Here is a 26,815-nt window from a genome sequence, read left to right on the forward strand (position 1 = left end):
ACCCTGGAATCAATCCAGGTCGCTGGCCTGATGCCGTTCCGCGACCTGGCTCGCCTCGTCACCCCAGGTGCGATTGACGCGTTGTCCACGCTTGACCGCCGGCCGATTGGCGATTTCTTCTGCCCAGCGTTGCACGTGGGTGTACTCCTGAGCCGCTAGAAACTCGGCAGCCGAATACACGTTGTTGCGCACCAGTTGGCCGTACCACGGCCAGACCGCGATGTCGGCGATGGTGTAGCTGTCGCCGGCCAGATAGCGGCTCTCGCCGAGGCGGCGGTCGAGCACGTCGAGCTGTCGCTTGGCTTCCATGGTGAAGCGGTTGATCGGGTATTCGAGCTTCTCCGGCGCATACGCGTAGAAGTGCCCGAAGCCGCCGCCCAGATAAGGCGCCGCGCCCATCTGCCAGAACAGCCAGTTCAGGGTTTCGGTGCGGCCTGCCGGATCTTTCGGCAGAAAGGCGCCGAATTTTTCTGCCAGATACAGCAGGATCGAACCGGATTCGAACACCCGAATCGGCGGCTGCGCGCTGCGGTCGAGCAGTGCCGGAATCTTCGAGTTCGGGTTGATCTCGACAAAGTCGCTGGAGAACTGATCGCCTTCGTTGATGCGAATCAGCCACGCATCGTATTCGGCACCGGTGTGCCCCAGTGCGAGCAACTCTTCCAGCAGGATGGTCACCTTCACGCCGTTGGGCGTCGCCAGTGAATACAGTTGCAGCGGATGTTTGCCAACCGGCAGCGTCTTGTCATGCGTCGGCCCGGCAATCGGGCGGTTGATGCTGGCGAACTGGCCGCCGGACGGGGCTTCGTGTTTCCAGACTTTGGGCGGTACGTAGGGCGCTTTACTCATGAAATGGGCCTCATCGTGATTGTGCCGAGAATGACCTGACGGGTATCAGACGCGACAGCATAAACGCTCTGGCTCAAGTCTGCGCAACCCCCGGAATCATCAAGCAGGCCGCCAGGCCAATCAGCGCCGCACCAATTACCTTGTCAATGACCTGCTGTTTTTCCAGCATGCGCCGGCGCAAGCGTTGCGTAGAAAAAAACAACGCGACCAGGCTGAACCACGCCCAATGGGTGAGCGACATGAACAGGCCATAGGCGAGGTTTGCTGTCAGGGAACTGCCGGCCTGCACCACCTGGCTGTACGCAGCCACCACGAACAACATGGTTTTCGGATTCAACGCGTTGGTCAGGAAACCGGAGCCGAACAGCTGCCATGCACCCGGTGCCGAGGTGCTGGCCTCAGCCAATGTCAGCACGGATTTATGGGTGAAGGATTTGATGCCCAGATACACAAGATACCCACCGCCCAACAGTTTCATCGCCATGAACAGCATGGGTGATTGCGTGATGATCAGCGCCACGCCGAACACCGTATAAAACACATGCACCTGAACGCCGCAGGCAATACCCAGCGCGGCCAGTAAACCGCTGCGCCGTCCAAAGGCATAGCTGTTGCGGGTCACCATGGCAAAGTCCGGGCCGGGGCTGATCACCGCCAGGATGGTAATGGCGATTACCAGAAACAACTCATTCATCAATCCGCTCCTTCGCGCCTGGATATCCATTTGCGCTACTTGAATTCACAGATACTGAATTCACCAGCGGTTTCTGCAGGGAACCGTTGCGAATACGTAACTGGCGTCGCAGGCTGCGAACGGCGCCATGATGGACAATTGTCATTGGCAAAAAAAACGATTTATAGTCGCGAAAATCTGTGAGAAATCATCGTCTATATGAACCTGCCTCCGTTGGCTGCTTTGCGCTTCTTTAACACCGCTGCCCAGACCCAGAGCTTCGTCAAGGCCGCGGAGTTGCTGCACGTCACTCACGGCGCGGTCAGCCGGCAGGTGCGCTTGCTGGAGGAGGCGATCGGCGTTGAATTGTTCGAGCGACGCAATCGGGCGATCTTTCTCAATCACGCGGGACGCTTGCTGTTCAATGTCACTGCGCCGATGTTCGAGCAACTGCAGAGCACGATTTATCGCTTGCAGCGTGAAGTCCACGATGACGTGCTGGTGGTGTCCTGCGAGCCGACCATCGCCATGAAGTGGCTAATCCCGCGCCTGCCCGATTTCCACAATGCGCACCCGCATCTGCAAGTGCAATTGCTGACCGCTGGCGGGCCGATTGATTTCGCCCGTTCGGGGGTGGATCTGGCGATCCGTCGTGACGATTTCCATTGGGATGCAACCGTGCATGGCGTGACGATTTGCGAGGAGTGGATCGGCCCGGTCTGCGTCCCGTCCAGTCGTCCCGCAAGCGATCATTTGCGCGGTGCCTGCTTGCTGCGCAGCAAGACGCGACCTCAGGCGTGGGACAACTGGCTTCGACTGGCTGACATGACCGCGACGGATGTCAGTCGGGTCGACTACGAGCATTTCTACCTGTGCATTCAGGCAGCGTTGGCGGGGCTGGGGATCGGCATGGTGTCGTTTCTGATGGTGCAGGACGAACTCAAGTCCGACCAGTTGATCGCGCCATTCGGTTTTGTGCGCGACGGTTCGAGCTATTGCCTGTTGTCACCGCGACCATTTGAGCAGAGCGCCAATGCCATGCTGTTTCGCGAATGGGTAACGCAGCAGATGAGCGCGTGCGTTCGGCAACTTGGGGATGGAATTATGGTTTGCTCACCCGAGTCTGTTTAACGCCGCCATCAGTCGCCGCTATGTACCGTCAGTGCCGGGGAAAATCGGCCTGTGACCGACGGTTCAACGCTCGCGATGTGGCCAGTGATCTTGAATTTCATACCACGAAGCTTTGGATGTCACCTCGACATGCTGCTGTTTGTCAGGGATGAAAGCCGTGTCCAGTGTTCCCAGCGCTATTGAGATCCAGTCCGAGAACTCGCCTTGGCTGCGTGACCAAAACAACGAAGCGCCGCAGTGAGTGCAAAATTGGCGCAGCACTGCTTCAGAGGATGGATAGGACTTGATGTCGTCGGTGCCCCGCAGCAATTCAAGATCTTTGCGCAGTACGCTGCCATAGCTGGCAAATGCTGCACCATGGCTTTTGCGGCACTGACTGCAATGGCAGTGAGTAACCGCTTTTGGTTTTGAGTTGATCTGGTATTTGACTGCACGGCAAAGGCAACTGCCTCGCAAGGTCTGGGAAGCGCTTTTGAGCGAGTCCGGATCGAATGATGTGTTGGCGATCTCACTGATGTCAGGTGCCAGCTGCCATTGACCGCAGGTGTCTGTGATCTGGCGTACCACCCATTGCTGCGGGCCAGTCCAGGATAGCTCGAGGTAGGGGCCTGCAAGCTCCGCGTCGGCGATCAGCACGCTCGCTTCATCCGCCGGGCCGGGGCACATGCCCCCGGCCGCGAAAGGTACACGCGCAAGCATCAGCTCGTTGAGCAGGCGTACGAGCTCGGCGTGGGACGTGAAGGTTATCTTGCGTTCTCCGGCTGCAACACCGGCAAACAGCAGATGGCCCGTCATCGAGTCGGTCGAGTTGATCGACGCCAGATGTACGGGGGGCTGCCCTGAGCCTTTTGCATAACGTGGCGTGTTCACTGCAAATCCTTTTCATCAGGTGTGTGAAACGAGGTGGCCAAAGCATTTTCCATCGGCCAGCGCGTCTTCAAATGTTCCGTCAAATATTCCATGAACGCTCGAACCTTCGGCGTCAGCGCCGCACGTTCCTGCACGCAGGCATAGATTTCCATCGGTTCGCCGTAAACCTGGTGTTCGGCCTGGTATTGCTCGAACAGCGGCAGCAGCTGACCGCTTTCGAGATAGGGGGCGGCGACGAATTCGGCCAGGCGCGTGACGCCCGCGCCGTTGACGGCCATTTGTGCCAGGGCGTCGATGTCGTCGCTGATGGCGGTGGCGTTGATCGGGGTGTCGTAGTGCTGGCCGTCGCGGATAAAACCCCAGCGCAGAAAGCGCCCATCCAGTGGGTAGCGGAACGCCAGGCAGGCGTGGTGCTGCAGGTCTTGCGGGGCTTGCGGCACGCCGGCGCGCTCAAGGTAGGCAGGGGCGGCGCAGAAGACGAAGGGCAGGGACACGATCCTGCGTGCAACGATGCCGTCTTCCAGTTGCGGCTTGATCCGCAGGCTCAGGTCGATGTTGTCCTGGATATGGCTGATCTTGCCATTGGTGGTCGACAGCTCCAGCAGCAGGCGCGGGTGCAGTGCGGCGAAACCGGCGATCAGCGGTGCCAGCACATGGCGGCCGAACGCGGAGGTCGAGGCGATGCTCAAGCGGCCTTGCAGTTCGCCTTGATCACTGATGATCGAGCTCTGCGCCGACTCCAGATCCGCCGCGATGCGCCTGACCTTTTCGTAATACAGCGCGCCGTTTTCGGTCAGGGCCATGCGGCGGGTGGTGCGTTGCAGCAGGCGTACGCCGAGGTGCGTTTCGAGGCGACTGAGGGTCTGGCTCACCGCTGCCGCACTGACGCCCAGGGTCTTGGCGGCGCCGACGATGGAGCCGATTTCGACCACTTTGATAAAGCTGGCAATCGCCGCCAACAGATTCATCCGTGTCCCGCCGAGTAGGTTCGATTCGTAAGTTGTGCTTTATAAAGTACCTGTGGCGGGCCGTCTAGTTGGGGGCAGGGGGCTTTGCTAAGGTGCCGACTCCCTGTCAATGTCTGGAAAGCCATATGAATCAAAGAGCAGCCACCGAAGCCTTGTATCCCTCGCGTCGCAAGCTGTCACCGCGGGCGACGCCGTATGTGTTTGCGCTGTACATGGCGACGATCATGGCGTTCCTGATGTCGCTGGTGATCACCGCCGCCAACTCCGGCATTGATAACGACTACCTGGGTAATGCGCTGCACGCCTACAAACTGGCGATGCCGGTGGCGTTTCTGTGCATCCTCGTGGTGCGGCCGATCGTGATCAAGCTTGTATCGATGACGGTGCACCCGCATCGTTGATTTCACACCTCAGAAAAACTCGTCCAGCAACTGATAGAAGTCGATTTTTTGCGGATCCGGCTGGACCCCATAAGCCTCGAAAAATGCCGGCACCCACTGTTCGCCCAGGTTGTCGGTGATGCTGTGGGCCGCCAGTGCCAGATCCTGAAAGCGGTCGGCAACCCCCAACCGCCCGCAATCGACGAAACCGCTGAAGCGGCCGTGGTCGGCGAGCAGGTTGGGCAGGCACGCATCGCCGTGGGTCACCACCAGGTCTTCGCTGGCCGGGCGTGCAGCGAGCATCTGCTGGAACACCGCTTCGGCGCTGTGGCCGAGGCGCGAATCGTCGAAATCTTCTTCATCGATCAGGCCGGCCAGCAGGTGCTCTCGCGCCAGAGCGATTTTCGGATCGAGGCGATGGTCGAACGGGCATTGGGTGATGTCGAGCGCGTGCAAGGTGCGCAAGGCATTCGCTGCCAGCGTGACGATTTGCTGCGGGGTGAGGTGCTCGCTGCTGGCGAGGTCGCGCCCCGGTACCGCGCTCATCAGCAGCCAGTAACGGTCATGCTCTTCGGTGCTGTCGAGTACTCTTGCTACCGGCAGATCCTGCTCCGCCAGCCAGCGCAGACGCTGCACTTCGCCGGGCAGTTCGGCGAAGGTGATGCGCGGTTCCGATTTGACGAACAGCGGCGCCGAGCCAGCGGGTGTGAGGCGGAACACGTCCGCGCGGGATTCGCCGATGGTCTGCTGTTCGCAGGCGCTGTCAGCGAAGCGGCTGCGCCATGTCTGTGGTAGCTCCATTTTCATTCGTCCCTTGCGACAGTGGGCGCCAGTGCGCCTTCAGAAATTCGATAAACACTTTAACCTTGCGCGTGCTGCGGCGGTGGGCCAGGTACAGCACGTAAATCCATGGGCCGAACGCGCTTGGCTCGCGCCAGTATTCGGGCATCACTTCCACCAGTTCCCCGCGAGCCAGATACGGCGCGGCGCTCCATTGCGGCAGAAACTGCAGGCCCTGGCCCTTCAGCAGGCAGGCCAGCAGGAAGTCGTAATTGTCGCTGGCCACGCGCGGATTCGGCTGGGTCAAACGAACCCGCCGGTCCCCTTGCTTGACCCACCAGAAATGCCGGTTGAGCAGCGGATGGCGGAAAATCAGCCAGTCGTGCTGCTGATAGTTGTCCAGTGACACCTCTTGGCCCTTGCGCGCCAGATACGCCGGGCTGGCGCACAGCACCACCTGATTCTCGACGATGGGCTGGGCGATGACGCCCGGCAGATCGATCGGGCCATCGCGCAGCGCCAGATCGTAACCGCCATCCACCGGGTCGTCATAGCTGTCACTCAAGTCGACCTCCAGATGCACCTGCGGATGGGCGTCGAGAAAACGGCAGCAGACCTCGTTGAGAAACGCCGGGGCGAAGGAGGGCGGGGCGGTGATGCGCAAGCCGCCGCTCAATGCGTGCTTGAGCTGCTCGACGCCTTCGCAGGCCAGTTGCAGTTGCATCAGCGCCTGTCGCGCACCGTCCAGATAAATCCGCCCGGCCTCGGTCAGTGCCATGCGCCGGGTAGTCCGGTCGAACAGCCGTGTGCCGAGTTCCTCTTCCAGCTGTGCCACGGCTTTGGTCAGGGCGGACGGGGTCTTGCCGAGCACCTCGGCGGCGCGGCTGAAATTACCGTGTTCGGCGGTGGCGACGAACATGGTCAGGGCGCTCATCTTGTCCATTGATCTATTCCTGCTGGGCACAGAAGTTGTGCGCGAGGTGGCATTCAGTTATCGCCAGGGCTTGGATAGGCTTGTTCGCAGCCTAACAAAAATAACGAGAAACCTCATGAAGCAGCTACTGACCCTGATGGTGTCATCGGCACTGGCCTGTGCCTCATTGGAAAGTCTGGCGTCAGCCGATCTGATCCTGCACAACGCCAAGGTCTACACCGCCGAACCCGGCCAGGCCTTGCAGCAAGCGGTCGCGGTGGAGAACGGCAAGATCCTCGCCGTGGGTACGGATGCGCAGGTGTTGCGCCTGAAAACGGCAGCCACGCAGGTGATCGACCTGCACGGCAAAGTGCTGATGCCGGGCTTCATCGACTCGCATTCCCACACGATCAAGGGCGGGCTGCAGTTGTTGCAGGCCAACCTCGATGGGCAGTTGTTGCCGCTCGAACAACTGGAACAACTGGAACAACGCCTGCGCCAGTGGCGCCAGGACGGCAAGGCGCAACGCGGGGAATTCCTCAGTGTCGGCGGGTTGCCGTCGACCTACTGGAGTGACGTCGCCGCCCTCGAACAGCGCTTCAATCAGGGCGAATGGGCGAACCAGCCGATCCTGCTGCTGGGCTGGGATCTGCACACCGGCTGGGCCAATCGGGCCATGCTCGAACGTGCCGGCGTCACGCCTGAAAAGGTCAAGGCCCTCAAAGGTGAAGAGCAGGCGACCATCGGCCATCACCCCGACGGCACCCCGGATGGCTTCCTCGTCGATGCCGGTCTGTACCCGGTGCAGGCCTTGCTACCGCCGCCGACGGCTGAGGCGTTGCTGGCCGGCGGGCGCGCGGCGCTGAGCTATTACAAGCGTCTGGGAATCACCGGGTGGATGGACCCGATTGCCAACGAAGTCCCCGGCAGTGACGTCACCAACAGCTCACTCGGGGTGTTGCCGACCTACAAGCAACTCTCGGAAAACGGCGAGCTCACCGCCCACGTTGCGGCGCTGCTGATGGCCGATTCCAAGGCCACGCCGGCCGACCTTGATGAGCTGGACAAGGTCCGTCAACAGTTCCTCGGTGTCAGCAATCTGACTTTGCCGGGGATCAAGATCTTCGCCGACGGTGTGGCCGAAGTGCCGGCGCAAAGTGCGGCGATGCTCGAGCCGTACCGCAACTCGAAAAAGACCGGCGAGCTGCTGATCGACCCCGCGCATTTCGGCGAACTGGTCAGCGCCGCCGATGCGCGCGGCTGGCTGGTGCACATCCACGCTATTGGCGACCGCGCGGTGCGTGAGTCGCTCAACGGCATCGAGCAGGCGCGCAAGGATCGCCAGAGTGGCATCGCGCATTCGATCACCCATTTGCAAATGGTCAACCCCAAGGAATTCGCCCGCTTCAAGGCGCTGAATGTCATCGCCTCAATGCAGATGTTCTGGGCCGCTGCCGATGAGTCGAGCATGGATCTGGTCAAGCCTTACGTCAGCGCGATGGCCTTCATGTACACCTACCCGGCGCGCTCGCTGCTGAAGAACGGCGCGACTATCGCCGGCGCCAGTGACTGGCCGATCACCACCCCCGAGCCTTGGAAAGCGATCTATCAGGCCGTCAGCCGCAAAGGCCCGAAAGGCGTGCTCAACGCCGCCGAAGACATCGACCGCCAGACCATGTTCCAGGCCTACACCCTCAACGCGGCCAAGGTGCTGCGCCTGGAAGACCAGATCGGTTCGCTCAAGCCCGGCAAGCAGGCCGACATGATCGTGCTCGACCGCGACGTGTTCAGCGTCGAGCCGCAGGCCCTGCGCGACACCCAAGTGCTCAACACCTGGTTTGCCGGTCGCGAAATTTATCGCCGCAAACCCTGACGGCATCTCTCTGTAACGTAAACAAGGAAAGCCTTTCGTGAATGTTCATTGCTTCGTCACCGACACCCGCAACCCGCAGATTCGCGGGCACCAGATTGGCGCCACCTGGGCCGCGCAGATCCGTCAGACGGTGGAGCTCTATCTGGATTTCTTCAATCAGGTCGGTGTTCCCCGGGCGCAGGTGCAGGCCATCGGCGAAGCCAGTCTGCAAGCCCTGCAAGGCTGGTGCCCGAGCCTCGCCGAAGAGATCGTCGCCACCGCTGAAGGTGCTGGCGTGCCGCTTTGGCAGCTCGCCAGCCTGAATGCCCGCACCGAGATTCTCGCAGTGATGCCGGCGTCCACCGAAGGCGAGTGTTCGACCGCCGTTTTCGCCCCTAACGGCGCACTGCCGCCACGCACCATCCAGACCTGGGACTGGCACGATTCGCTGGTGCCCAACGGGCTGATTCTGCAACTGACCACGGCCGGGGGCATGACGGTCAAGCTGTTCACCGAATTCGGCATGCTTGGCAAGATCGGAGTGAACAGTGCGGGGCTGGGGCTGCACTTCAATATCCTGCACCATGCCAGCGACAACGGGTCTGCCGGAGTACCGGTGCATGCGATTGCCCGGCGCATTCTCGAAGAAGCCACCTGTATTGATGAAGCGATTGCTCTGGCGCGTTCGGCGCGGGTGAGCGCCTCCACGGTGCTGACCGTGTTCTCCCGTGATGACTCCAGCCCTCGTGCGGTGAGCATTGAAATGTCACCAGCCTTCACCGCTGTGGTGCGACCTGATGCCGGGGGCTGGATCACCCACACCAACCACTTTCTCGACCTCGAACTGAGCCTTGGCGAGCGCACGCCTGACGCCTCGACGACTTACGCGCGTTTTGACCACGTCAACGCCGCGTTGCGCAACATGGCCAGCGGCAAGCTGAGCCGTCGGGCAGACGCCATGTGTGGCGAGGCGGGCGAAGATGCGCCGATCTGCTTCCACCCGGATCTGAGCATGCCAGCGACCGAGCGCTGGGAAACCCTGCTGACGATTGGTATCGACACTGAAAACAGCGTGCTCGAATACGCCGCCGGCAACCCCAAACAACTGGCCCGAAACGGCTATCTGCGTTTCTGAGTCGCTGCTTCCAATAAAAACAAAACGAGCATTGCCCATGGCTACCGAGATTGATCGCAAGAGCGGTTCCCCGTCTGCGCTGAGGACGTTTTTTGTCTCCGGCATGGGCACCGCCCTGGAGTTTTATGACTTTGTGATTTACGGCACCGCCGCTGCGCTGGTGTTTCCCAGGGTGTTCTTCCCGCAGATGGACCCGCTGACCGCGACCCTGGTGGCGTTCGGGGCTTTCGGTGCGGGCTTCTTCGCCAGGCCGCTGGGCGGCATGGTGTTCGGGCATTACGGCGACAAACTCGGCCGGCAGAAAATGCTGGTGATCACGCTGCTGTTGATGGGCCTGAGCACGCTGCTGATCGGGTGCCTGCCGGGCTATGCCACCCTCGGTGCGGGCGCGCCGGTGTTGCTGGTGCTGCTCAGGTTGGTGCAGGGCTTTGCCGCCGGTGGCGAGTGGGGCGGCGCGGCGTTGTTCGGCATCGAGTCGGCGCCGCCCGGACGGCGTGGCCTGTGGGGCAGTTTCACCAGCATGGGCATCGGTATCGGCGGGATTCTCGGTGCCGGGGTGTTCGCCATCGTCAGCGTCGCGTCGCACGATGACCTGGCCGGATTCGCCTGGCGCATTCCGTTCTGGCTCGGTGGTGTGCTGGTGCTGATCGGTCTGTATGCGCGCTTGCACAAACCGCTCGAACAACCCGCCGAACCGCAGGCGCACGTGCGCATGCCGTTGCTCGAAGCGCTGCGCGCACGGCCCAGAGCCATGCTGCTGTGTACCGGCATTGCCTTTGGCTACGTGACCATCGCCTACATCGGCAGCACGTTCTTTCTGTCGTACGCCACGCAACTGGGTTATGGCAGCACCGACGCGCTGATTTTCGACTTGTCGCTGTCGATCGCCATCGTCATCACCGCACCGTTGTTTGCCTTGCTGTCCGACCGGATCGGCCGCCGTAAGGTGATGGTCCTCGGCGCGGTGATCATGGCCCTCGGCTTCTTCGCGTTCTTCCCGTTGGTCGGCCTCAAGAGCCTATTGATGTCTACCGCCGCGTACATCGCCATCGGTGCATTCATGGGGGCGACGCAAGGACCGATTCCGGCGTTCCTGGCCGAACAGTTTCCACGGCACATGCGTTATTCGGGAATGTCGGCGGCCTATCAGATCGGCGCGGCGCTGGGCGGCGGGACGGCATCCAGTGCGGCCACAGCGATTCTGATCGCCAACAACCACAACGCGTTCGGGGTGGCGGTTTACGGCGCGATTGCCCTGGGCATCGTGGCGCTGTGCTCGTTGCTCCTCAAGGAGACGGCGCACCTCAGCCTTGAACAGATCGACGAGGCCGATTGGCCGCAGACAGCGCCCGCCGTCACTGGCTAGCGCAAAAACAATCGAAACTTCGCGCGCGCCTCGACTGTCCAGACCCTTGTACCGCCCGGCGGATACCTCGCCGGGCAGGCTTCATGCATCGGTGACAGGCGAGGAACGAGATGACGACGACAGTGGGAGATTTTCTGGTTGAGCGGCTCAGCCAATGGGGCGTCACGCGGATTTTTGGTTATCCGGGAGATGGCATCAATGGCGTGTTCGGCGCGCTCGCCCGAGCCAATGGCAAGATCGAATTCGTTCAGGCCCGGCACGAAGAAATGGCCGCGTTCATGGCTTCGGCCCACGCCAAGTTCACTGGCGAATTAGGTGTGTGCATTGCCACTTCAGGCCCCGGCGCTACGCACTTGATTACCGGGCTGTACGACGCCCGCATGGATCACCAACCGGTGCTGGCGATTGTTGGTCAACAGGCGCGCACCGCACTCGGCAGCCATTACCAGCAGGAGCTCGACCTGGTCTCGATGTTCAAGGATGTGGCGGGGGCTTTTGTGCAGCAGGCATCGGCGCCGTCGCAAGTGCGCCATCTGCTCGACCGCGCCGTGCGCACGGCGGTGGGCGAGCGGCGGGTAACGGCGATCATCCTGCCCAATGACCTGCAGGATCTTGCGTACGAGCCACCGGCGCGGGCGCACGGCACGGCGCATTCTGGCGTCGGTTATACCAAGCCGAAAGTGCTGCCCTATGAGGCTGATCTGCAACGTGCCGCCGACGTTCTGAACAGTGGCGAAAAAGTCGCGATTCTGGTGGGCGCCGGTGCATTGCAGGCGACGGATGAGGTGATCGCTGTCGCCGAAAAGCTCGGCGCCGGGGTCGCCAAGGCATTGCTCGGCAAAGCCGCCCTGCCCGACGACTTGCCGTGGGTCACCGGCAGCATCGGTCTGCTGGGCACCGAGCCGAGCTACAAGTTGATGAGCGAGTGCGACACCTTGCTGATGATTGGCTCGGGCTTCCCGTATGCCGAGTTTCTGCCCAAGGAAGGCCAGGCGCGCGGCGTGCAGATCGACCTGCAGCCGGACATGCTCAGCCTGCGTTATCCAATGGAGGTCAATCTGGTCGGCGACTCGGCTGAAACTCTCGCGGCGCTGTTGCCGTTGCTCGAACAGAAAACTTCGCGCAAGTGGCGCAAAAAGGTCGAAAGCTGGCGCGGCAGCTGGGAGAAAACCCTGGAAAAACGCGCCATGGCCAAAGCCGACCCGATCAATCCGCAGCGGGTGGTGTATGAGCTTTCGCCGCGTCTGCCGGAGCAGGCGATCATCACCAGCGACTCGGGTTCCTGCGCCAACTGGTACGCCCGTGACCTGAAGATTCGCCGGGGCATGCAATGTTCGCTGTCCGGTGGCCTGGCCTCGATGGGCGCTGCCGTGCCGTACGCGATTGCCGCCAAGTTCGTCCACCCCGAGCGTGCGGTGATTGCGCTGGTGGGTGACGGCGCGATGCAGATGAACAACATGGCCGAGCTGATCACTGTCGCCAAATACTGGCGCCAGTGGGACAGCCCGAAGTGGATCTGCGCGGTGTTCAACAACGAAGACCTGAATCAGGTCACGTGGGAGCAGCGGGTGATGGAGGGCGATCCGAAGTTTGAAGCCTCGCAAAGCATCCCCGACGTGCCGTATCACTTGTTCGCCATTTCCATCGGCCTCAAAGGGATTTTCGTCGACCGCGAAGAGGACCTCGCTGCCGCCTGGGAACAGGCGCTGGCCTCGGACGTGCCGGTGCTGATCGAGTTCAAGACCGACCCCAACGTGCCGCCGTTGCCGCCGCACATCAAACTCGAACAGGCGAAGAAATTTGCCACAACGTTGCTCAAGGGTGACCCGGACGAGGCGGGCATCATCGTGCAGGCTGCCAAGCAAGTGCTGGGCGCGGTGCTGCCGCACAAGAAATAGCGATGAGGGAGAGCGATTGACTGCACCAACGATTTTCATCGGCTGCGCGGGCTGGAGCCTCGGGCGCGAGTATTGGCCTGAGTTTGCGCAGCACGGCACTCACCTGCAGCGCTATGCGTTGCGGCTGAATGCGGCGCAAATCAATAGCTCGTTCTATCGCCCGCATCGTCGTCAGACCTATGAGCGCTGGGCGGGTTCGGTGCCGCAGGGTTTTCGTTTTTCGGTGAAGGTGCCGAAGCGGATCACCCATCAATTGCGCCTGCAACACTGTGATCAGGCGCTGGATGAGTTTCTCGAACAGTGCGGCGGCCTGGCGGATCGGCTGGGATGTTTACTGGTGCAACTGGCGCCTTCGCTGGCATTCGAGCCGGCAAATGCCGAAGGGTTTTTCGTGGCGTTACGACAGCGATTCGACGGTGACGTGGTGCTTGAACCACGGCATGAATCGTGGGTGGCGGCGGAGCCGATGTTGCGGGCGTATCGGATCGCCCAAGTGGTGGTCGATCCCTCGCGGATCAGTACCGATGGCTCAGTGCAGGGGTGGCCGGGTATACGCTATTGGCGGCTGCACGGCTCACCACGCATTTACCACAGCACCTACGACGAACGTTATCTGCAAGCGTTGGCACAGCAGTTGAAAGTCGCGGCAGCAGAAGGTGCCGCGACCTGGTGCATCTTTGACAACACCGCCAGTGGCGCCGCGCTGGGTAACGCGTTGGCACTGGCGGCGTGGGTGGCAGGTTGAGTCAGGCGGCCAAGTGCTCGTGGAAAATTGTCACGCCGACGACTCTCAGCGGTTCAGGAAGGCCAACAGATCCTCATTCAGCGCCTGAGCGTGCGTCACCGCAAAGCCATGAGGCGCGCCGGCGTAGACTTTCAGCTCGGCACCTTTGATCAGCGCGGCGGCCTGCTTGCCGGTGGTTGCCAACGGCACGATCTGATCGCCGTCGCCATGGATCACCAGGGTTGGTACGTCGATCTTCGCCATGTCCGGACGGAAGTCGGTTTCGGAGAACGCTGTGACGCAATCCACGGTGCCTTTCAGCGAGGCCAGCAGGGCGACGTTCAGGGTTTGCGTCAGTACGCCGTCGGAGACGTTCTGGCCCTGATTGGTGCCGTAGAACGGCGCGGCGAAATCCGCGATGAACTGCGCGCGATCCTTGAGCAGGCCGGCCTTGATCCCGTCGAACACCGCCGTGTCGACGCCTTGCGGGTAGTCGGCTTTCTTGCCGAACAGTGGCGTCACCGCGCCCAGCAGGACCAGCCCGGCAACGCGCTCGCTGCCGTGGCGGGCGATGTAGCGGCTGACGTCACCGCCGCCCATGGAGAAGCCGACCAGGGTTACGTCGCGCAGGTCGAGATGCTGGATCAGTTGCGCGATGTCATCGGCAAAAGTGTCGTAGTCGTAGCCGTTCCACGGTTGATCGGAGCGGCCGAAACCACGGCGGTCAAAGGCAATCGTGCGGTAGCCGCGACTGCTCAGGTACTCCATCTGGTATTCCCACATGTCGGCATCCAGCGGCCAGCCATGGCTGAACAGCACGGGCTTGCCGCTGCCCCAGTCCTTGAAATAGATCTCGGTGCCGTCATCGGTAGTGAATGTGCTCATGGAAACTCCTTGCTTGAGTGGGCGTTCGGGAAGGTCTTTGAAAGCAGGATCGACTATCCGCGCAATCGAACGCCGCCACTTGTATGCAGGTGCTGCGCTGTCGGCGTGGTTCTTTTTCACGAGCACAGTTGTAAGATGCAACCACACATCAGGATCGAAGGAGAAACACCCTGTGAAGCGCAAAAGCCTGCACGGCAACGCTTGCCCGGTCGCCCGCACGCTGGACCTGATCGGTGACTGGTGGTCGCTGCTGATCATCCGCGATGCGCTGGAGGGCATCCGCCGCTTCAGCGATTTTCAGAAGAATCTGGATATCGCCAAGAACATGCTCAGTGCCCGGCTCAAGAGCCTGGTGGAGCAGGAGATCCTGCAAACGGTGCCGGCCGCCGATGGCGGTGCCTACAAGGAATACGTGCTGACCGAACGCGGCAAGGCCCTGCAAACGGTGATTGTTGCGCTGTCGCAGTGGGGCGGGGAGCACATGTACGCGCCGGGGGAGCCGGGCTCGGTGATGGTCGATGCGCAGCAGCGTCAGCCGATCAGGAAGCTGGAATTACGTTCGGCCGATGGCCGCCTGCTGGCACCGCAAGAGGTGGCGACGCAACTGGGCGTTGCGCACTGATCAAAGGTTTGAACGCAAATGCCCCGAAACATTGTCGGGGCATTTGCCTGCTCGGTTTCAACCAGCAGAGTTCTTAGCGAAACGCCGGCACCACATCCCTGATAAACAACGCCAGCGATTTCTTCTTCTCGTCATGCGGCAAGCTGTTATCACACCAGAAACTGAACTCATCCACCCCCAGTTCCTGGTAGTACTTGATGCGCGGAATGATCTCCTCCGGCGTACCGATCATTGCGGTCTTGTGCAAACTCTCCAGCTCAAACTCCGGGCGACCGGAAAACTTCTCTTCCGGACTTGGGGCGAGGAAGCCGTTGACCGGGGTTTGCTTGTTGCCGAACCACGCATCGAAGGTGCGATAGAACCGTGAGATCGCCTTGGCGCCGATTTTCCAGCCATCCGGGTCATCAGCTGTGTGCACGTGGGTGTGGCGCAGCACCATCAATTGCGGGCGCGGTACGTCGGGGTTGTTGTCGAGTGCGGTCTGGAACTTGTTCTTCAGGTCGACGACTTCTTCGTCGCCTTTCATCAATGGCGTGACCATCACGTTGCAGCCGTTGGCCACGGCGAAGTTGTGCGAGTCGGGGTCGCGGGCGGCGATCCACATCGGCGGGCTGGGCTTCTGGATCGGCTTCGGCACGCTGGTCGAGGTGGGGAATTTCCAGATGTCGCCGTCGTGGGCGTAATCGCCTTGCCACAGGGCGCGGACCACCGGAACCATCTCGCGCAGGGCCTGGCCGCCGCTGGAGGCGGGCATGCCGCCGGCCATGCGATCGAATTCGACCTGATAGGCGCCGCGTGCCAGGCCGACTTCCATACGGCCGTTGCTGATGACGTCGAGCAGCGCGCATTCACCAGCGACCCGCAGCGGGTGCCAGAACGGCGCGATGATGGTGCCGGCGCCGAGGTGAATGGTGGTGGTTTTGGCCGCGAGGTAGGCGAGCAATGGGATCGGGCTTGGCGAGATGGTGTATTCCATGGCGTGGTGTTCGCCGATCCACACGGTGCTGAAACCGCCGGCCTCGGCCATCAGGGTCAGTTCGGTCAGGTCTTCGAACAGTTGGCGGTGGCTGACGCTTTCGTCCCAGCGTTCCATGTGGATGAACAGGGAAAATTTCATGACGCTTCCTCGGATCTTTTATTGTTGAGGCTACAAAGCTGTGTGGGAGCGGGCTTGCTCCCGAAAGCGGTGGATCAATCGACATCTCTGGTGGCTGACACATCGCCTTCGGGAGCAAGCCCCCTCCCACAGTGGATTTTTGTGGGGCTGAAATTTTGCTCAGGCCAGAACCGGCAGGGCGCCCATCTTGCCGTGGCAGTACACCAGCGGTCCGCTGTGCTGCTCGGGCACGATCAGGTTCTTCACCGCGCCGACCATGATCGCGTGGTCACCACCTTCGTATTCGCGCCACAACTCACACTCGATGATAGCCGTCGCATTGGCCAGGATCGGGTTGCCCAGCGCGCTCAACGTCCACTCGATGCCTTGTGCCTTGTCCTTGCCTTTACGGGCGAAGGCATAGGCTTCGCTTTGCTGGCCGCCGGACAGGACGTGGATCGCGAAGCGCTTGTTCTTGATCAGCACAGGGTAGGAGTCGGAGCTGTAGTTGGGGCAGAACAGCACCAGGGCCGGGTCCATCGACAGTGAACTGAAGGCGCTGGCGGTGAGGCCGACGATCTGGCCGTCATCGTCCAGCGTGGTGATGACAGTGACGCCGGACGGAAACGAGCCCATGACTTGTTTGTAGATGGCAGCATCGATCATTGGACGGTCCTCGGGTGTAGTGACGCTGTTTTTATGTGTTTGTTGGTCTGATGGTATACCAGTATTTTTTCTTTGCAAGGGCTTTTAGGCTGAACCGATAAACGTGGTGCTTTCGTCGGAAACTCAGCGTTTATTGGGCTTGTGGCTGGCCTGCAGGCGGCAGAATCAGGGAGGATGGCGGATCAGCTAGCGCCGTAAACTACGGATCAGTCTTGTGAAATATTTGGAATACCATAATATGGTCTGCATCTGAGGGGCGGCCCAGAGTTCCCCCGGTTTGGCTTCATACAAGGATAAGAACAGACAAACTCGAGTTCATGCATATGTCCCAGATGTCCCGGCAAGATCCGTTGATCGAGAATCACACGGTCGACTACGTCCCACTCGCGGAACGCCACGGGAAGGCCCGCGACCTTTTCACCTTGTGGTTCAGCACCAACATCGCGCCACTGCCCATCGTCACCGGCGCCATGGTGGTTCAGGTGTTCCATCTCGATTTGCGTTGGGGGCTGCTGGCGATTGCGCTGGGGCACCTGATCGGCGGGGTGGTAATCGCTCTGGCGTCGGCGCAAGGCCCGCGCATGGGCATTCCGCAAATGGTTCAGAGTCGCGGTCAGTTCGGCCGATACGGCGCGCTGTTGATCGTGTTCTTTGCGGCGCTGATCTACATCGGCTTCTTCATTTCCAACATCGTCCTCGCCGGTAAGTCGATTGTCGGCATTGCGCCGTCGGTACCGGCGCCGCTGAGCATTCTGATCGGCGCGCTGGCGGCCACGGCGATTGGCGTGATCGGCTACAACTTCATCCATACGCTCAATCGCATCGGTACCTGGGTGATGGGCAGCGCGCTGCTCGCCGGTTTCATCTACATCTTTGCCCATGACTTGCCGGCGGATTTCCTGACGCGCGGTAGCTTCAACCTGTCGGGCTGGCTGGCGACGGTGTCGCTGGGGATCATCTGGCAGATCAGCTTCTCGCCGTACGTGTCCGACTATTCGCGTTACCTGCCGGCGGACATCGGTATCGCCAAACCGTTCTGGGCCACGTATCTGGGCGCAACACTGGGCACGATTCTGTCGTTCAGTTTCGGCGCGGTGGCGGTGCTGGCAACGCCCGAAGGCACCGAAGCGATGGCGGCGGTCAAGCAGTCCACCGGGTGGCTGGGGCCGATTCTGATGGTGCTGTTCTTGCTCAACATCATCAGCCATAACGCGCTGAATCTGTATGGCGCGGTGCTGTCGATCATCACCTCGATCCAGACCTTTGCCAGCCAGTGGACGCCAAGCATCAAGGTGCGCGTGCTGCTGTCGAGCGTGGTGCTGGCGGGCTGCTGCGTGGTGGCGCTCGGTGCCTCGGCAGATTTCATTTCGCAGTTCATCGGGCTGATTCTGGCGTTGCTGCTGGTACTGGTGCCGTGGGCGTCGATAAACCTGATCGACTTCTACCTGATCAAGCGCGGCTCATACGACATCGCGTCGATCTTCCGTGCTGACGGCGGGATTTACGGGCGCTTCAACCTGCACGCGATCATTGCCTACTTCATCGGCATCATCGTCCAGTTGCCGTTCGCCAATACCTCGCTGTACGTCGGGCCGTACGCCAACCTGGTGGACGGGGCTGACCTGTCGTGGCTGTTCGGCCTGGTGGTGACGGTGCCGTTGTATTACTGCCTCGCCACACGTGAGCAGGCGCAGAAGCATTGTGGCGAGGGGGGTTATCCCCGCTCGGCTGCGAAGCAGTCGTGAAATCAGCGAGTGCGGTTGCCCTTTAGATAGAAAGGGGGCCGCTTCGCAACCCATCGGGGATAAATCCCCTCACCACAAGTGACTTTCGCCCAGCCTCCGTATTGCGGCGGTCATGCAAATTGGCCATTTCAATCCTCTTTTGGCCCATCACCCACTGTGCCGTGACCCCGCGGTCGGCAAGAATCAACGCTACAACGAAACGCTGGACCTTCCTTGCCCTTGGCTACCTATACAGCCGCTGCCGTGTACAGAACATAAAAATCATCGATCTCACGTCGCAATCCGGGGAAACAACCATGGTCACGATCAAACGCATTCTGGGTGCCACCGTGTGTGGGCTGACGCTGCTGGCCAGCGCGGTGCATGCCGAACAGCGCGAACTGCGGGTGTACAACTGGGCGGATTACATCCTGCCGTCGGTGCCCAAGGATTTCGCCGCGAAGACCGGCATCAAAGTGACCTGGGACACCTTCGACACCAACGAATCGCTGGAAGCCAAGTTGCTTACCGGCAACTCCGGCTACGATCTGGTGGTGCCGTCGAATCAGTTCATCGACACCCAGATCAAGGCCGGCGTGTTCCAGAAACTCGACAAGTCGAAACTGCCGAACTGGAGCCACCAGGATCCGGCGCTGCTCAAGCTGCTGGATGCCAACGACCCCGGTAACCAGTATGGCGTGCCTTACATGTACGGCACCGTGCTGATCGGCTTCAACCCGGCCAAGGTCAAGGCTGCACTGGGCGACAATGCGCCGGTGGACAGTTGGGACCTGGTGTTCAAGCCCGAGAATATGGAGAAACTCAAATCCTGCGGCGTGGCGATGCTCGATTCGCCGTCGGAGATTCTGCCGCTGGCCCTGCATTACCTGGGCCTCGACCCGAACAGCCAGAACCCCGCCGACTATGGAAAAGCCAAGGACCTGATGCTGGAAATTCGCCCTTACGTGACCTACTTCAACTCGGCCAAGTACATGACCGACATCGCCAACGGCGACATCTGCGTGGCCATCGGTTACTCCGGCAGCTTCTACCAGTTCGGCAACCGCGCCAAAGAAGCAGGCAACGGTGTGGTGGTCGACTGGCGTCTGCCGAAGGAGGGCGCGCCAATCTGGTTCGACACCTTCGCGATTCCGAAGAGCGCGAAGAATGTCGAAGAGGCGCATGAATTCCTCAACACGCTGCTCGAGCCGAAAGTGATTGCGCCGATCAGTGACTTCCTTGGCTACCCGAACGTGAACAAGGATTCGATGCCGCTGGTGAACAAGGACATCACCGGCAACCCGAACCTGACGCCGACTAGCGAAGCGTTGAAAACCCTGTACGTGGTGCAGCCGTTGCCGCAGAAACTGGAGCGTGTACGGACCCGGGTGTGGACCAGCATCAAATCCGACAAGTAACGCCGCAGTCCCCTGCAGGAGTGAGCCTGCTCGCGATGCATTGTGTCAGCCAGCATCGATGCAGGATGTGCCGGCCCCTTCGTGAGCAAGCCCACTCCCACCCTGAATCTCGGCCAGCCCCGGATCCTCCATCCACCAAATATCCCCTTGTAGGAGTGAGCCTGCTCGCGATGCGTTGTGTCAGCCAACATCGATGCAGGATGTGCCGGCCCCTTCGTGAGCAAGCCCACTCCCACCCTGAATCTCGGCCAGCCCCGGATCCTCCATCCACCAAATATTCCCTTGTAGGAGTGAGCCTGCTCGCGATGCGTTGTGTCAGCCAGCATCGATGCAGGATGTGCCGGCCCCTTCGTGAGCAAGCCCACTCCCACCCTGAATCTCGGCCAGCCCCGGATCCTCCATCCACCGACTATCCCTTGTAGGAGTGAGCCTGCTCGCGATGCGTTGTGTCAGCCAGCATCGATGCAGGATGTGCCGGCCCCTTCGTGAGCAAGCCCACTCCCACCCTGAATCTCGGCCAGCCCCGGATCCTCCATCCACCAAATATCCCCTTGTAGGAGTGAGCCTGCTCGCGATGCGTTGTGTCAGCCAGCATCGATGCAGGATGTGCCGGCCCCTTCGTGAGCAAGCCCACTCCCACCCTGAATCTCGGCCCTCCCCGGATCCTCCATCCACCAAATATCCCCTTGTAGGAGTGAGCCTGCTCGCGATGCGTTGTGTCAGCCAACATCGATGCAGGATGTGCCGGCCCCTTCGTGAGCAAGCCCACTCCCACCCTGAATCTCGGCCCTCCCCGGATCCTCCATCCACCAAATATCCCCTGTAGGAGCGGGCTTGCTCGCGAAGGCGCCGGATCAGTCGACATCTTTATTGGATGACACACCGCTATCGCGAGCAGGCTCACTCCTACAGGTTTTGTGTGGCGTCATTCAGTTCTGCGTTGTGCATCCTTGGTGACGATCAGACTCAACACCACTGACCCCAGAATCACCCCACCCACCACCGCCAGGGACCACTCGACCGGCATGTGAAACCACGGCATCAGCGTCATCTTGCCGCCGATGAACACCAGCACGATCGCCAGTCCGTACTTGAGCAGATGAAAGCGCTCGGCCATGTCCGCCAGCAGGAAGTACAGCGCCCGCAGGCCCATGATCGCGAAGATGTTCGAGGTGAAGACAATGAACGGGTCGGTGGTGACAGCGAAGATCGCCGGGATGCTGTCGACCGCGAACATCAAGTCGCTGGCCTCGATCAGCACCAGCACCAGAAACATCGGTGTCGCCCAGCGCACGCCGTTCTGCAGGACGAAAAAGCGTTCGTCATGAAAGCCCTTGGTAATCCGTAAATGCCCGCGCACCCAGCGCAGCAGTGGATTGTTGTCGAGGTCCGGTTGCTGCTCGGCGAACATCAGCATCTTGATCCCGGTGATGATCAGGAACACCCCGAAGGCATACAGCAGCCATTCGAACTGCGACACCAGCCACACGCCGGCGAAGATCATCGCCGCACGCATCGCGATCGCCCCGAGCACGCCGTACAGCAGCACCCGGCGTTGCAGTTCCGGTGGCACCGCGAAGTAGCTGAAGATCATCACGAAGACGAACATGTTGTCGATCGACAGCGACTGTTCGATCAGATAACCGGTGAGAAACTCCAGGGACTTGCGCTGAGCGATCTCGGCGCCGAACTCGCCATTCAGATACCACCAGAGCAATCCCGCGAACGCCATCGCCAAGGCACACCAGGCGATCACCCAACACGACGCTTCCCGCACCGACACCCGATGCGCCTTGCGTCCGCCGAATACGAACAAATCCAGTGCAAGCATGGCGAGGACGAAGACGATGAAGGCGCCCCACATCCACGGTTCGCCGATATTCAGGGGCGACATGGCGTTCTCCTTGTCCGAGCGGGTATGGGAGTAGACGAGGCCATGCTAGCGGGGAGTTTATGCGGAAGAAAAATCGCTTATTCCTGAGCATCAGTTCGGGAATAACGAAGTGTTGGAGGTGAGCGCAGGGGGGAAGGGCGTTACAGGACAAAAGGGATTGAGACCGTTGCGGTCCCAATCCCTTCCTGCATTGTTACTTGCCGGCAGTCAGCGCCGGCGTGCGCGGTGGTACCTGACGCTTCGAGCCGGTGGCTTCAAATGCCGAGGCCAGACGCAGCAGGTTCGAGTCATCGTAGGCGCGACCGGCGAATGTCAGGCCGACTGGCATGCCGATGTCGGCCATGATCCCCATCGGCACGGTGACGGTCGGTACGCCGAGGTGACGGATCGCCAGGTTGCCGTTGGCGACCCAGATGCCGTTGCTCCAGGCGATGTCCGCCGATTCCGGATTGATATCGGCATCTGCCGGGCCAACGTCGGCGTTGGTCGGGAACAGCACCGCGTCGAGTTTCAGCATGTCCATCCAGTCTTCCAGATCGAGCTTGCGGGTCTTTTCCAGGCCGCGCAGGCCGTCCGGCAGGGTCGGGATCTGGTTCCACGGGGTGATGCCGCGCTCGGCCATGCGCACGTATTCGTCCATGCCGGCGGCCAGATCACCCTCACGGTTAGGCAGGGTGCCCGGGTCGTGCGGGAAGATCTTCGGCCCGTCGACATCGGCCAGGCGGTTGAGCTTAGGATCGCCGTTGGCGCGCAGGAAATCGTCGAAAGCCCAGGCCGACAGGTCCCACAGTTCGTGATGCAGGAACTCCTTGGAAACGATGCCGCGATTGAACACGGTCGGTGCGCCAGGGCGGTCGCCTTCGCAGTTGGAGACCAGCGGGAAATCCACTTCGATGACTTCGGCGCCGGCCGCTTCCAGAGCGGCGCGAGCCTGTTTCCACAGGACGATCACCGAAGTGCGGGTGTTGATGCGTTGCCCGGTCGGACCGCCGATGCCCGGCGCTTCACTGGTGCCGGCTTCAGGGTCGGCGTTGATGTACATCTTTGGCACGCCGAGGCGTTTGCCCGCCAGTGCAGCGGGCTTCACGGCCAGTTCGGCGTAGGAGGCCGGGCGCACCGAGGCGACGCTCGGGATCGGCACCCACGGCTGCAAGCGCCACAAATCGCCACGGGTGTCGGGGTCTTCAGCGACCACCACGTCGAGCACTTCGAGCAGGTCGGCCATGGTCCGCGCGTACGGCACGACCACGTCCATGGTTGGCGTCAACGGCCAGTTGCCGCGTACCGAAATCACCCCGCGCGACGGCGTATAGGCGCACAAGCCGTTGTTCGACGCCGGGCCGCGACCGCTCGACCAGGTCTCTTCCGCCAGGCCGAACGCCGAGAAACTCGCGGCGGTGGCGGTGCCGGCACCGTTGGACGAGCCGGAAGCAAACGGCGCAGTCAGATAAGCAGCGTTGTACGGGTTCTCCGCTCGGCCATAGACGCCACGCTGCATGCCGCCATTGGCCATCGGCGGCATGTTGGTCTTGCCCAGGCAGATGGCCCCGGCGGCGCGCAGGCGTTCGATGGTGAACGCGTCGCGATGCGCCACCAGTTCGGCGAAGGCCGGGCTGCCGGAGGCGGCGGTAAGACCCTTGACCAGATAGCTGTCCTTGGCGGTGTAGGGGATGCCATCGAGCGGGCCGAGGGTTTCGCCCTTGGCCCGGCGCGCGTCAGAGGCCTGGGCTTCGGCCAGTGCCTCGGGGTTGCGCACCACTACAGCATTCAAAGCGGTGGCGGTGTTCGGGCCGTCGTAGGCGTCGATTCGGGCCAGATAGGCCTGCACCAGTTCAACCGCGGTGGTCTGGCCGGCGTCGAGCGCCGCGCGTAATTGAGCAATGGAGACTTCAGTGACTTCGATCATGCTGTTACCGCCGACAGGTTCGCTAAAGGGGTGGGTCATTATGGTTATCGTCGAAACGTGTGAAGAATTACGTATGGGCGAAACTCTACCCTGAACTTTGCCGAATGGCATGTGCTAATTCGATAAATATCGACAAAAATCAGCGAAAAAACTCGCCCGGCGTCTCGCCAAACTGCTGTCGGAAGGCCGCGATGAACGCCGACGTCGAGTCATAACCGCAGGCCAGAGCCACGTCGGTGACACGTTCGCCGCGTTCCAGCGGAGTCAGCGCACCCAGCAGACGCAAGCGCTGGCGCCAGGCGCGGAAGGTCAGGCCGGTGTCGCGTAAAAACAGCCGGCTGAGGGTTTTTTCGGTGACGCCGAACTTTTCGCTCCAATGCTGCAGTGTGGTCTGCTGTTCCGGATGTTGCTCCAGGCTTTGATAGATCTGGCGCAGACGGCTGTCCTGCGGCAGCGGCAGCATCAGATCGATCTGCGGTGCCTCGGCCAGTTGATCGAGGATCACCTGGGCCAGCCGGCCATGTGCGCCAGTCTCGTCGTACTCCACCGGCACCAGACTGAACGCGCGTATCAGCTCGCGCAACAGGTCGCTGACGCCCAGCACATGACAGCGCTCAAGCGCCCAACCGGCCACGCTGCAATCGATGTACAGGCTGCGCATTTCCGTGTGCGGCGAGCTGAACACGCGGTGCGGCACGCCTGCCGGAATCCATACCGCGCGCTCCGGTGGCGCGACGAAACGCCCGGCGCTGGTCTGCACTTCGAGCACACCCTGAATCGCGTAGGACAATTGCACCCACGGATGACTGTGACGCCGGGTCAGTGCGCGATTGGGCAGCGATTCGGTGCGCCCGTACAGTGGACGCGGCAGGCTGGGTAGCCCGGGAATGCTGCGCCGGAAGCTTTTCTGGTGTCCTTTAGGCGGCATCTAATGGCTCTTCGGCGTTAGTCGGTAATTCACGGTCACGTTAGAGTCGCAATCACGTACTGGCAACCCCCGGATGAGCAAACCCATGACCCGCCCAAGATTCCTGCCCGACAACTTCACCCTGACCCTGATCGGCGTCGTGCTGCTGGCCAGTTTTCTGCCGGCCAGCGGTCAGGTCGCGGTGGGGTTCGGCTGGCTGACCAACATCGCCATCGCGCTGCTGTTCTTCCTGCACGGCGCGAAACTGTCGCGTGAATCGATCATCGCCGGCGCCGGCCACTGGCGCCTGCATCTGTTGGTGTTCGGCCTGACCTTCGTGCTGTTTCCGATCCTCGGGCTGGCGTTGAAACCGCTGCTGTCACCGCTGATCGGCGACAAGCTGTACATGGGCATGCTCTACCTCTGCGCGTTGCCCGCCACCGTGCAGTCGGCGATTGCCTTCACCTCGCTGGCCCGGGGCAATATCCCGGCGGCGATCTGCAGTGCGGCGGCGTCGAGCCTGTTCGGGATTTTCCTCACGCCGTTGCTGGTGACGCTGTTGCTCAACGTGCACGGTGATGGCGGCTCGACGCTGGATGCGATCCTGAAGATCAGCGTGCAATTACTCCTGCCATTCATTGCCGGGCAGATCGCTCGCCGCTGGATTGGCGCATGGGTGGGGCGCAACAAGAGCTGGCTGAAATTCGTCGATCAGGGTTCGATTCTGCTGGTGGTCTACGGCGCTTTCAGCGAGGCGGTCAACGAGGGCATCTGGCATCAGATTCCGGTGGTCGATCTGTTGGGGCTGGTGGTGGTCTGCTGCATTCTGCTGGCGCTGGTGCTGTTGGCCTCGACCCTGCTGGGCAAGGCGTTCGGCTTCAGCCAGGAAGACCGCATCACCATTCTGTTCTGCGGTTCGAAGAAGAGTCTGGCCACCGGGGTGCCGATGGCGCAGGTGCTGTTTGCCGGCAGCACCATCGGTGTGTTGATTCTGCCGCTGATGCTGTTCCATCAGATTCAACTGATGGTCTGCGCGGTGCTGGCGCAGCGTTATGCCAAGCGGCCGGAATCGGTGCCGGAGTTGATGGCGCAGGTGGATCCGTAACCTGTTTTGCCCGGCGGTCAGCCATCGCGAGCAGGCTCGCTCCCACTGTTGACCGCGCAGGGCATTGCGACGAAACAACCTTTCAGTCCTGAGTAACGTGCTTCGGGCCGGCCAGTGCCCAGGCAATCAGGCCAAACAATGGCAGGAAGACGATGGCGATGATCCACACGCCTTTGTTGCTGCCTTTGCCTGCGCTCTTGCGCACCCTGTTGATCGCCCACAATTCAATGATTACAAGAACGACGGCGAGTACGATCCAGACGGGTTCAATTTGCATGGGCTACCTCCTGATGGTCTCTCAGTTAGGTGAGCCTAGGTGCGCAGGGTTCATTTAAATTGTCCCGCCGCCTCCCGAATACTTCACCGCGGCGGCCGCCCGCGATGGCACGTTGAGCGCGCGCAACAACGACGACACATGGATGCGCACGGTGAACGGCGAGATATCCAGCGCCCGGGCGATTTCCTTGTTGGTCTTGCCTTGAGCAATCAATCGCAGCACGTCCTGCTGACGCGGGGTGAGGGCGGTGCCGGTCTCCAGCGGCAACAGCCCTGAAGGGGCGAACCTGACCAGTACTTCACCTTCTCGAATCGCCAGAATCGCTTCGCCGATCTCATCCGGGGCGATGTTCTTGCCGATGAAACCGTCGATGCCGGCCGCCATCACCTCACCGATCAGTGCTTCGTCGTCGACCATCGACACCACAATCAACGTGCTCCGTGGTAGCTGTCGGCGCAGGTCGGCGAGTTGGCTGATGCAGGTCAGGCCGGGGAAGCGCAGATCGAGAATCAGCGTGTCCGGCTCGCTACCGTCAGGCAGCAAGGCCTGCACGGCATTGAGATCGCCGGCTTCCTCAAGCGTCGCCTCGGGCAGCAGGCGCTGCACGGTGCGCCGCATCGCCTCGCGAAACAGTGGGTGATCGTCGGCTATGATAATTCGGCATGTCATGGCGTGACCCTCCCTGGATCAGGCGTTGTTCACGGCATGCACCTTAGCACCGCCGACGCCGTTTGCCTGCCGTCGGGTGCTGAATCTGACGACTGTTGCACAAGGAC

25 protein-coding genes are annotated in these 26,815 nt (G+C 61.3%); 11 read left to right on the forward strand and 14 right to left on the reverse strand.

Going from position 1 to position 26,815, the window contains the following annotated elements; translation table 11 throughout:
* Positions 1–9 precede the first annotated feature (9 nt).
* Complete coding sequence (gene yghU, locus QMK55_RS25020) at positions 10–849, reverse strand: glutathione-dependent disulfide-bond oxidoreductase (protein WP_320330175.1); 840 nt, start codon at positions 847–849, stop codon at positions 10–12.
* A 73-nt stretch (positions 850–922) separates the two neighbouring features.
* Entirely contained in the window at positions 923–1,543 is a 621-nt protein-coding gene (locus QMK55_RS25025) for a LysE family translocator (RefSeq protein ID WP_320330176.1), read from the reverse strand.
* A gap of 198 nt (positions 1,544–1,741) precedes the next feature.
* On the opposite strand from QMK55_RS25025, the gene QMK55_RS25030 reads away from it, so the two are divergent.
* Positions 1,742–2,653 (forward strand): LysR substrate-binding domain-containing protein, encoded by a 912-nt coding sequence (locus QMK55_RS25030; protein WP_320330177.1) that lies wholly within the window; start codon positions 1,742–1,744, stop codon positions 2,651–2,653.
* 63 nt (positions 2,654–2,716) lie between these two features.
* Here the strand turns inward: QMK55_RS25030 and QMK55_RS25035 are convergent, their stop codons facing one another.
* Both QMK55_RS25035 and QMK55_RS25040 read right to left on the reverse strand, forming a co-directional pair.
* Positions 2,717–3,160: a GFA family protein gene (locus QMK55_RS25035; RefSeq protein WP_102357678.1), complete on the reverse strand. Its 444-nt coding sequence runs from the start codon at positions 3,158–3,160 to the stop codon at positions 2,717–2,719.
* Positions 3,161–3,519: 359 nt separating this feature from the next.
* Positions 3,520–4,491, reverse strand: coding sequence for a LysR family transcriptional regulator (locus QMK55_RS25040; protein WP_320330178.1), 972 nt, complete (start codon positions 4,489–4,491; stop codon positions 3,520–3,522).
* 125 nt (positions 4,492–4,616) lie between these two features.
* Between QMK55_RS25040 and QMK55_RS25045 the strand changes: the two genes are divergently transcribed.
* Positions 4,617–4,892, forward strand: coding sequence for a DUF2798 domain-containing protein (locus QMK55_RS25045; protein WP_102357649.1), 276 nt, complete (start codon positions 4,617–4,619; stop codon positions 4,890–4,892).
* A gap of 9 nt (positions 4,893–4,901) precedes the next feature.
* Here the strand turns inward: QMK55_RS25045 and QMK55_RS25050 are convergent, their stop codons facing one another.
* Together QMK55_RS25050 and QMK55_RS25055 are read right to left on the reverse strand one after the other, a co-directional pair.
* Positions 4,902–5,678 (reverse strand): APH(3')-II family aminoglycoside O-phosphotransferase, encoded by a 777-nt coding sequence (locus tag QMK55_RS25050; RefSeq protein ID WP_413787278.1) that lies wholly within the window; start codon positions 5,676–5,678, stop codon positions 4,902–4,904.
* Positions 5,635–6,594: a LysR family transcriptional regulator gene (locus QMK55_RS25055; RefSeq protein ID WP_102357653.1), complete on the reverse strand. Its 960-nt coding sequence runs from the start codon at positions 6,592–6,594 to the stop codon at positions 5,635–5,637. The genes QMK55_RS25050 and QMK55_RS25055 overlap by 44 nt, the downstream gene beginning before the upstream one ends.
* 106 nt (positions 6,595–6,700) lie before the next feature.
* Here QMK55_RS25055 and QMK55_RS25060 point away from each other — a divergent pair, with 106 nt between their 5' ends.
* From QMK55_RS25060 to QMK55_RS25080, 5 genes are all read left to right on the forward strand, one after another.
* On the forward strand, positions 6,701–8,437 hold the full coding sequence (locus QMK55_RS25060) for an amidohydrolase (RefSeq protein ID WP_320330180.1): 1,737 nt from the start codon (positions 6,701–6,703) through the stop codon (positions 8,435–8,437).
* A 37-nt stretch (positions 8,438–8,474) separates the two neighbouring features.
* The gene (locus QMK55_RS25065) at positions 8,475–9,551 is read left to right on the forward strand and encodes a C45 family autoproteolytic acyltransferase/hydolase (RefSeq protein ID WP_102357656.1); all 1,077 of its coding nucleotides are present in this window, start codon (positions 8,475–8,477) and stop codon (positions 9,549–9,551) included.
* Positions 9,552–9,588: 37 nt separating this feature from the next.
* Positions 9,589–10,917 carry an MFS transporter gene (locus QMK55_RS25070; RefSeq protein ID WP_102357657.1) on the forward strand — a complete coding sequence of 443 codons (1,329 nt, stop codon included), beginning with the start codon at positions 9,589–9,591 and terminating at the stop codon, positions 10,915–10,917.
* Positions 10,918–11,027: 110 nt separating this feature from the next.
* Complete coding sequence (locus tag QMK55_RS25075) at positions 11,028–12,815, forward strand: thiamine pyrophosphate-requiring protein (protein WP_320330181.1); 1,788 nt, start codon at positions 11,028–11,030, stop codon at positions 12,813–12,815.
* Between the two features lie 16 nt (positions 12,816–12,831).
* Entirely contained in the window at positions 12,832–13,560 is a 729-nt protein-coding gene (locus QMK55_RS25080; protein WP_320330182.1) for a DUF72 domain-containing protein, read from the forward strand.
* Between the two features lie 45 nt (positions 13,561–13,605).
* Here QMK55_RS25080 and QMK55_RS25085 read toward each other — a convergent pair whose 3' ends face one another.
* On the reverse strand, positions 13,606–14,424 hold the full coding sequence (locus QMK55_RS25085; protein WP_320330183.1) for an alpha/beta hydrolase: 819 nt from the start codon (positions 14,422–14,424) through the stop codon (positions 13,606–13,608).
* Between the two features lie 172 nt (positions 14,425–14,596).
* Between QMK55_RS25085 and QMK55_RS25090 the strand changes: the two genes are divergently transcribed.
* Positions 14,597–15,046, forward strand: a complete 450-nt coding sequence (locus tag QMK55_RS25090) for a helix-turn-helix domain-containing protein (protein WP_320330184.1) — start codon at positions 14,597–14,599, stop codon at positions 15,044–15,046.
* Between the two features lie 73 nt (positions 15,047–15,119).
* Here QMK55_RS25090 and QMK55_RS25095 read toward each other — a convergent pair whose 3' ends face one another.
* Together QMK55_RS25095 and QMK55_RS25100 are read right to left on the reverse strand one after the other, a co-directional pair.
* Positions 15,120–16,163 carry an LLM class flavin-dependent oxidoreductase gene (locus QMK55_RS25095; protein WP_320330185.1) on the reverse strand — a complete coding sequence of 348 codons (1,044 nt, stop codon included), beginning with the start codon at positions 16,161–16,163 and terminating at the stop codon, positions 15,120–15,122.
* 159 nt (positions 16,164–16,322) lie between these two features.
* The gene (locus QMK55_RS25100) at positions 16,323–16,808 is read right to left on the reverse strand and encodes a flavin reductase family protein (protein WP_102357674.1); all 486 of its coding nucleotides are present in this window, start codon (positions 16,806–16,808) and stop codon (positions 16,323–16,325) included.
* Between the two features lie 323 nt (positions 16,809–17,131).
* Between QMK55_RS25100 and QMK55_RS25105 the strand changes: the two genes are divergently transcribed.
* A complete protein-coding gene (locus QMK55_RS25105; RefSeq protein WP_320330186.1) occupies positions 17,132–18,553 on the forward strand; it encodes a purine-cytosine permease family protein in 1,422 nt (473 codons plus the stop codon).
* Positions 18,554–18,849: 296 nt separating this feature from the next.
* Complete coding sequence (locus QMK55_RS25110) at positions 18,850–19,950, forward strand: polyamine ABC transporter substrate-binding protein (protein WP_320330187.1); 1,101 nt, start codon at positions 18,850–18,852, stop codon at positions 19,948–19,950.
* Between the two features lie 925 nt (positions 19,951–20,875).
* Here QMK55_RS25110 and QMK55_RS25115 read toward each other — a convergent pair.
* The 3 genes from QMK55_RS25115 to QMK55_RS25125 all read right to left on the reverse strand — a co-directional run bounded on the left by QMK55_RS25115 (position 20,876) and on the right by QMK55_RS25125 (position 24,678).
* Entirely contained in the window at positions 20,876–21,844 is a 969-nt protein-coding gene (locus tag QMK55_RS25115; RefSeq protein ID WP_320330188.1) for a TerC family protein, read from the reverse strand.
* A 193-nt stretch (positions 21,845–22,037) separates the two neighbouring features.
* Complete coding sequence (locus tag QMK55_RS25120) at positions 22,038–23,750, reverse strand: amidase (protein ID WP_320330280.1); 1,713 nt, start codon at positions 23,748–23,750, stop codon at positions 22,038–22,040.
* Between the two features lie 139 nt (positions 23,751–23,889).
* The gene (locus QMK55_RS25125) at positions 23,890–24,678 is read right to left on the reverse strand and encodes an AraC family transcriptional regulator (protein WP_102356561.1); all 789 of its coding nucleotides are present in this window, start codon (positions 24,676–24,678) and stop codon (positions 23,890–23,892) included.
* A gap of 85 nt (positions 24,679–24,763) precedes the next feature.
* Here QMK55_RS25125 and QMK55_RS25130 point away from each other — a divergent pair, with 85 nt between their 5' ends.
* The gene (locus tag QMK55_RS25130) at positions 24,764–25,762 is read left to right on the forward strand and encodes a bile acid:sodium symporter family protein (protein WP_102356560.1); all 999 of its coding nucleotides are present in this window, start codon (positions 24,764–24,766) and stop codon (positions 25,760–25,762) included.
* Positions 25,763–25,844: 82 nt separating this feature from the next.
* Here QMK55_RS25130 and QMK55_RS25135 read toward each other — a convergent pair whose 3' ends face one another.
* Together QMK55_RS25135 and QMK55_RS25140 are read right to left on the reverse strand one after the other, a co-directional pair.
* Positions 25,845–26,039, reverse strand: a complete 195-nt coding sequence (locus QMK55_RS25135; protein WP_041062599.1) for a PLDc N-terminal domain-containing protein — start codon at positions 26,037–26,039, stop codon at positions 25,845–25,847.
* A gap of 54 nt (positions 26,040–26,093) precedes the next feature.
* A complete protein-coding gene (locus QMK55_RS25140) occupies positions 26,094–26,708 on the reverse strand; it encodes a response regulator transcription factor (RefSeq protein ID WP_320330189.1) in 615 nt (204 codons plus the stop codon).
* Between the last annotated feature and the right edge of the window lie 107 nt (positions 26,709–26,815).

This window comes from Pseudomonas sp. P8_229, assembly GCF_034008635.1.
Taxonomy (GTDB): domain Bacteria; phylum Pseudomonadota; class Gammaproteobacteria; order Pseudomonadales; family Pseudomonadaceae; genus Aquipseudomonas.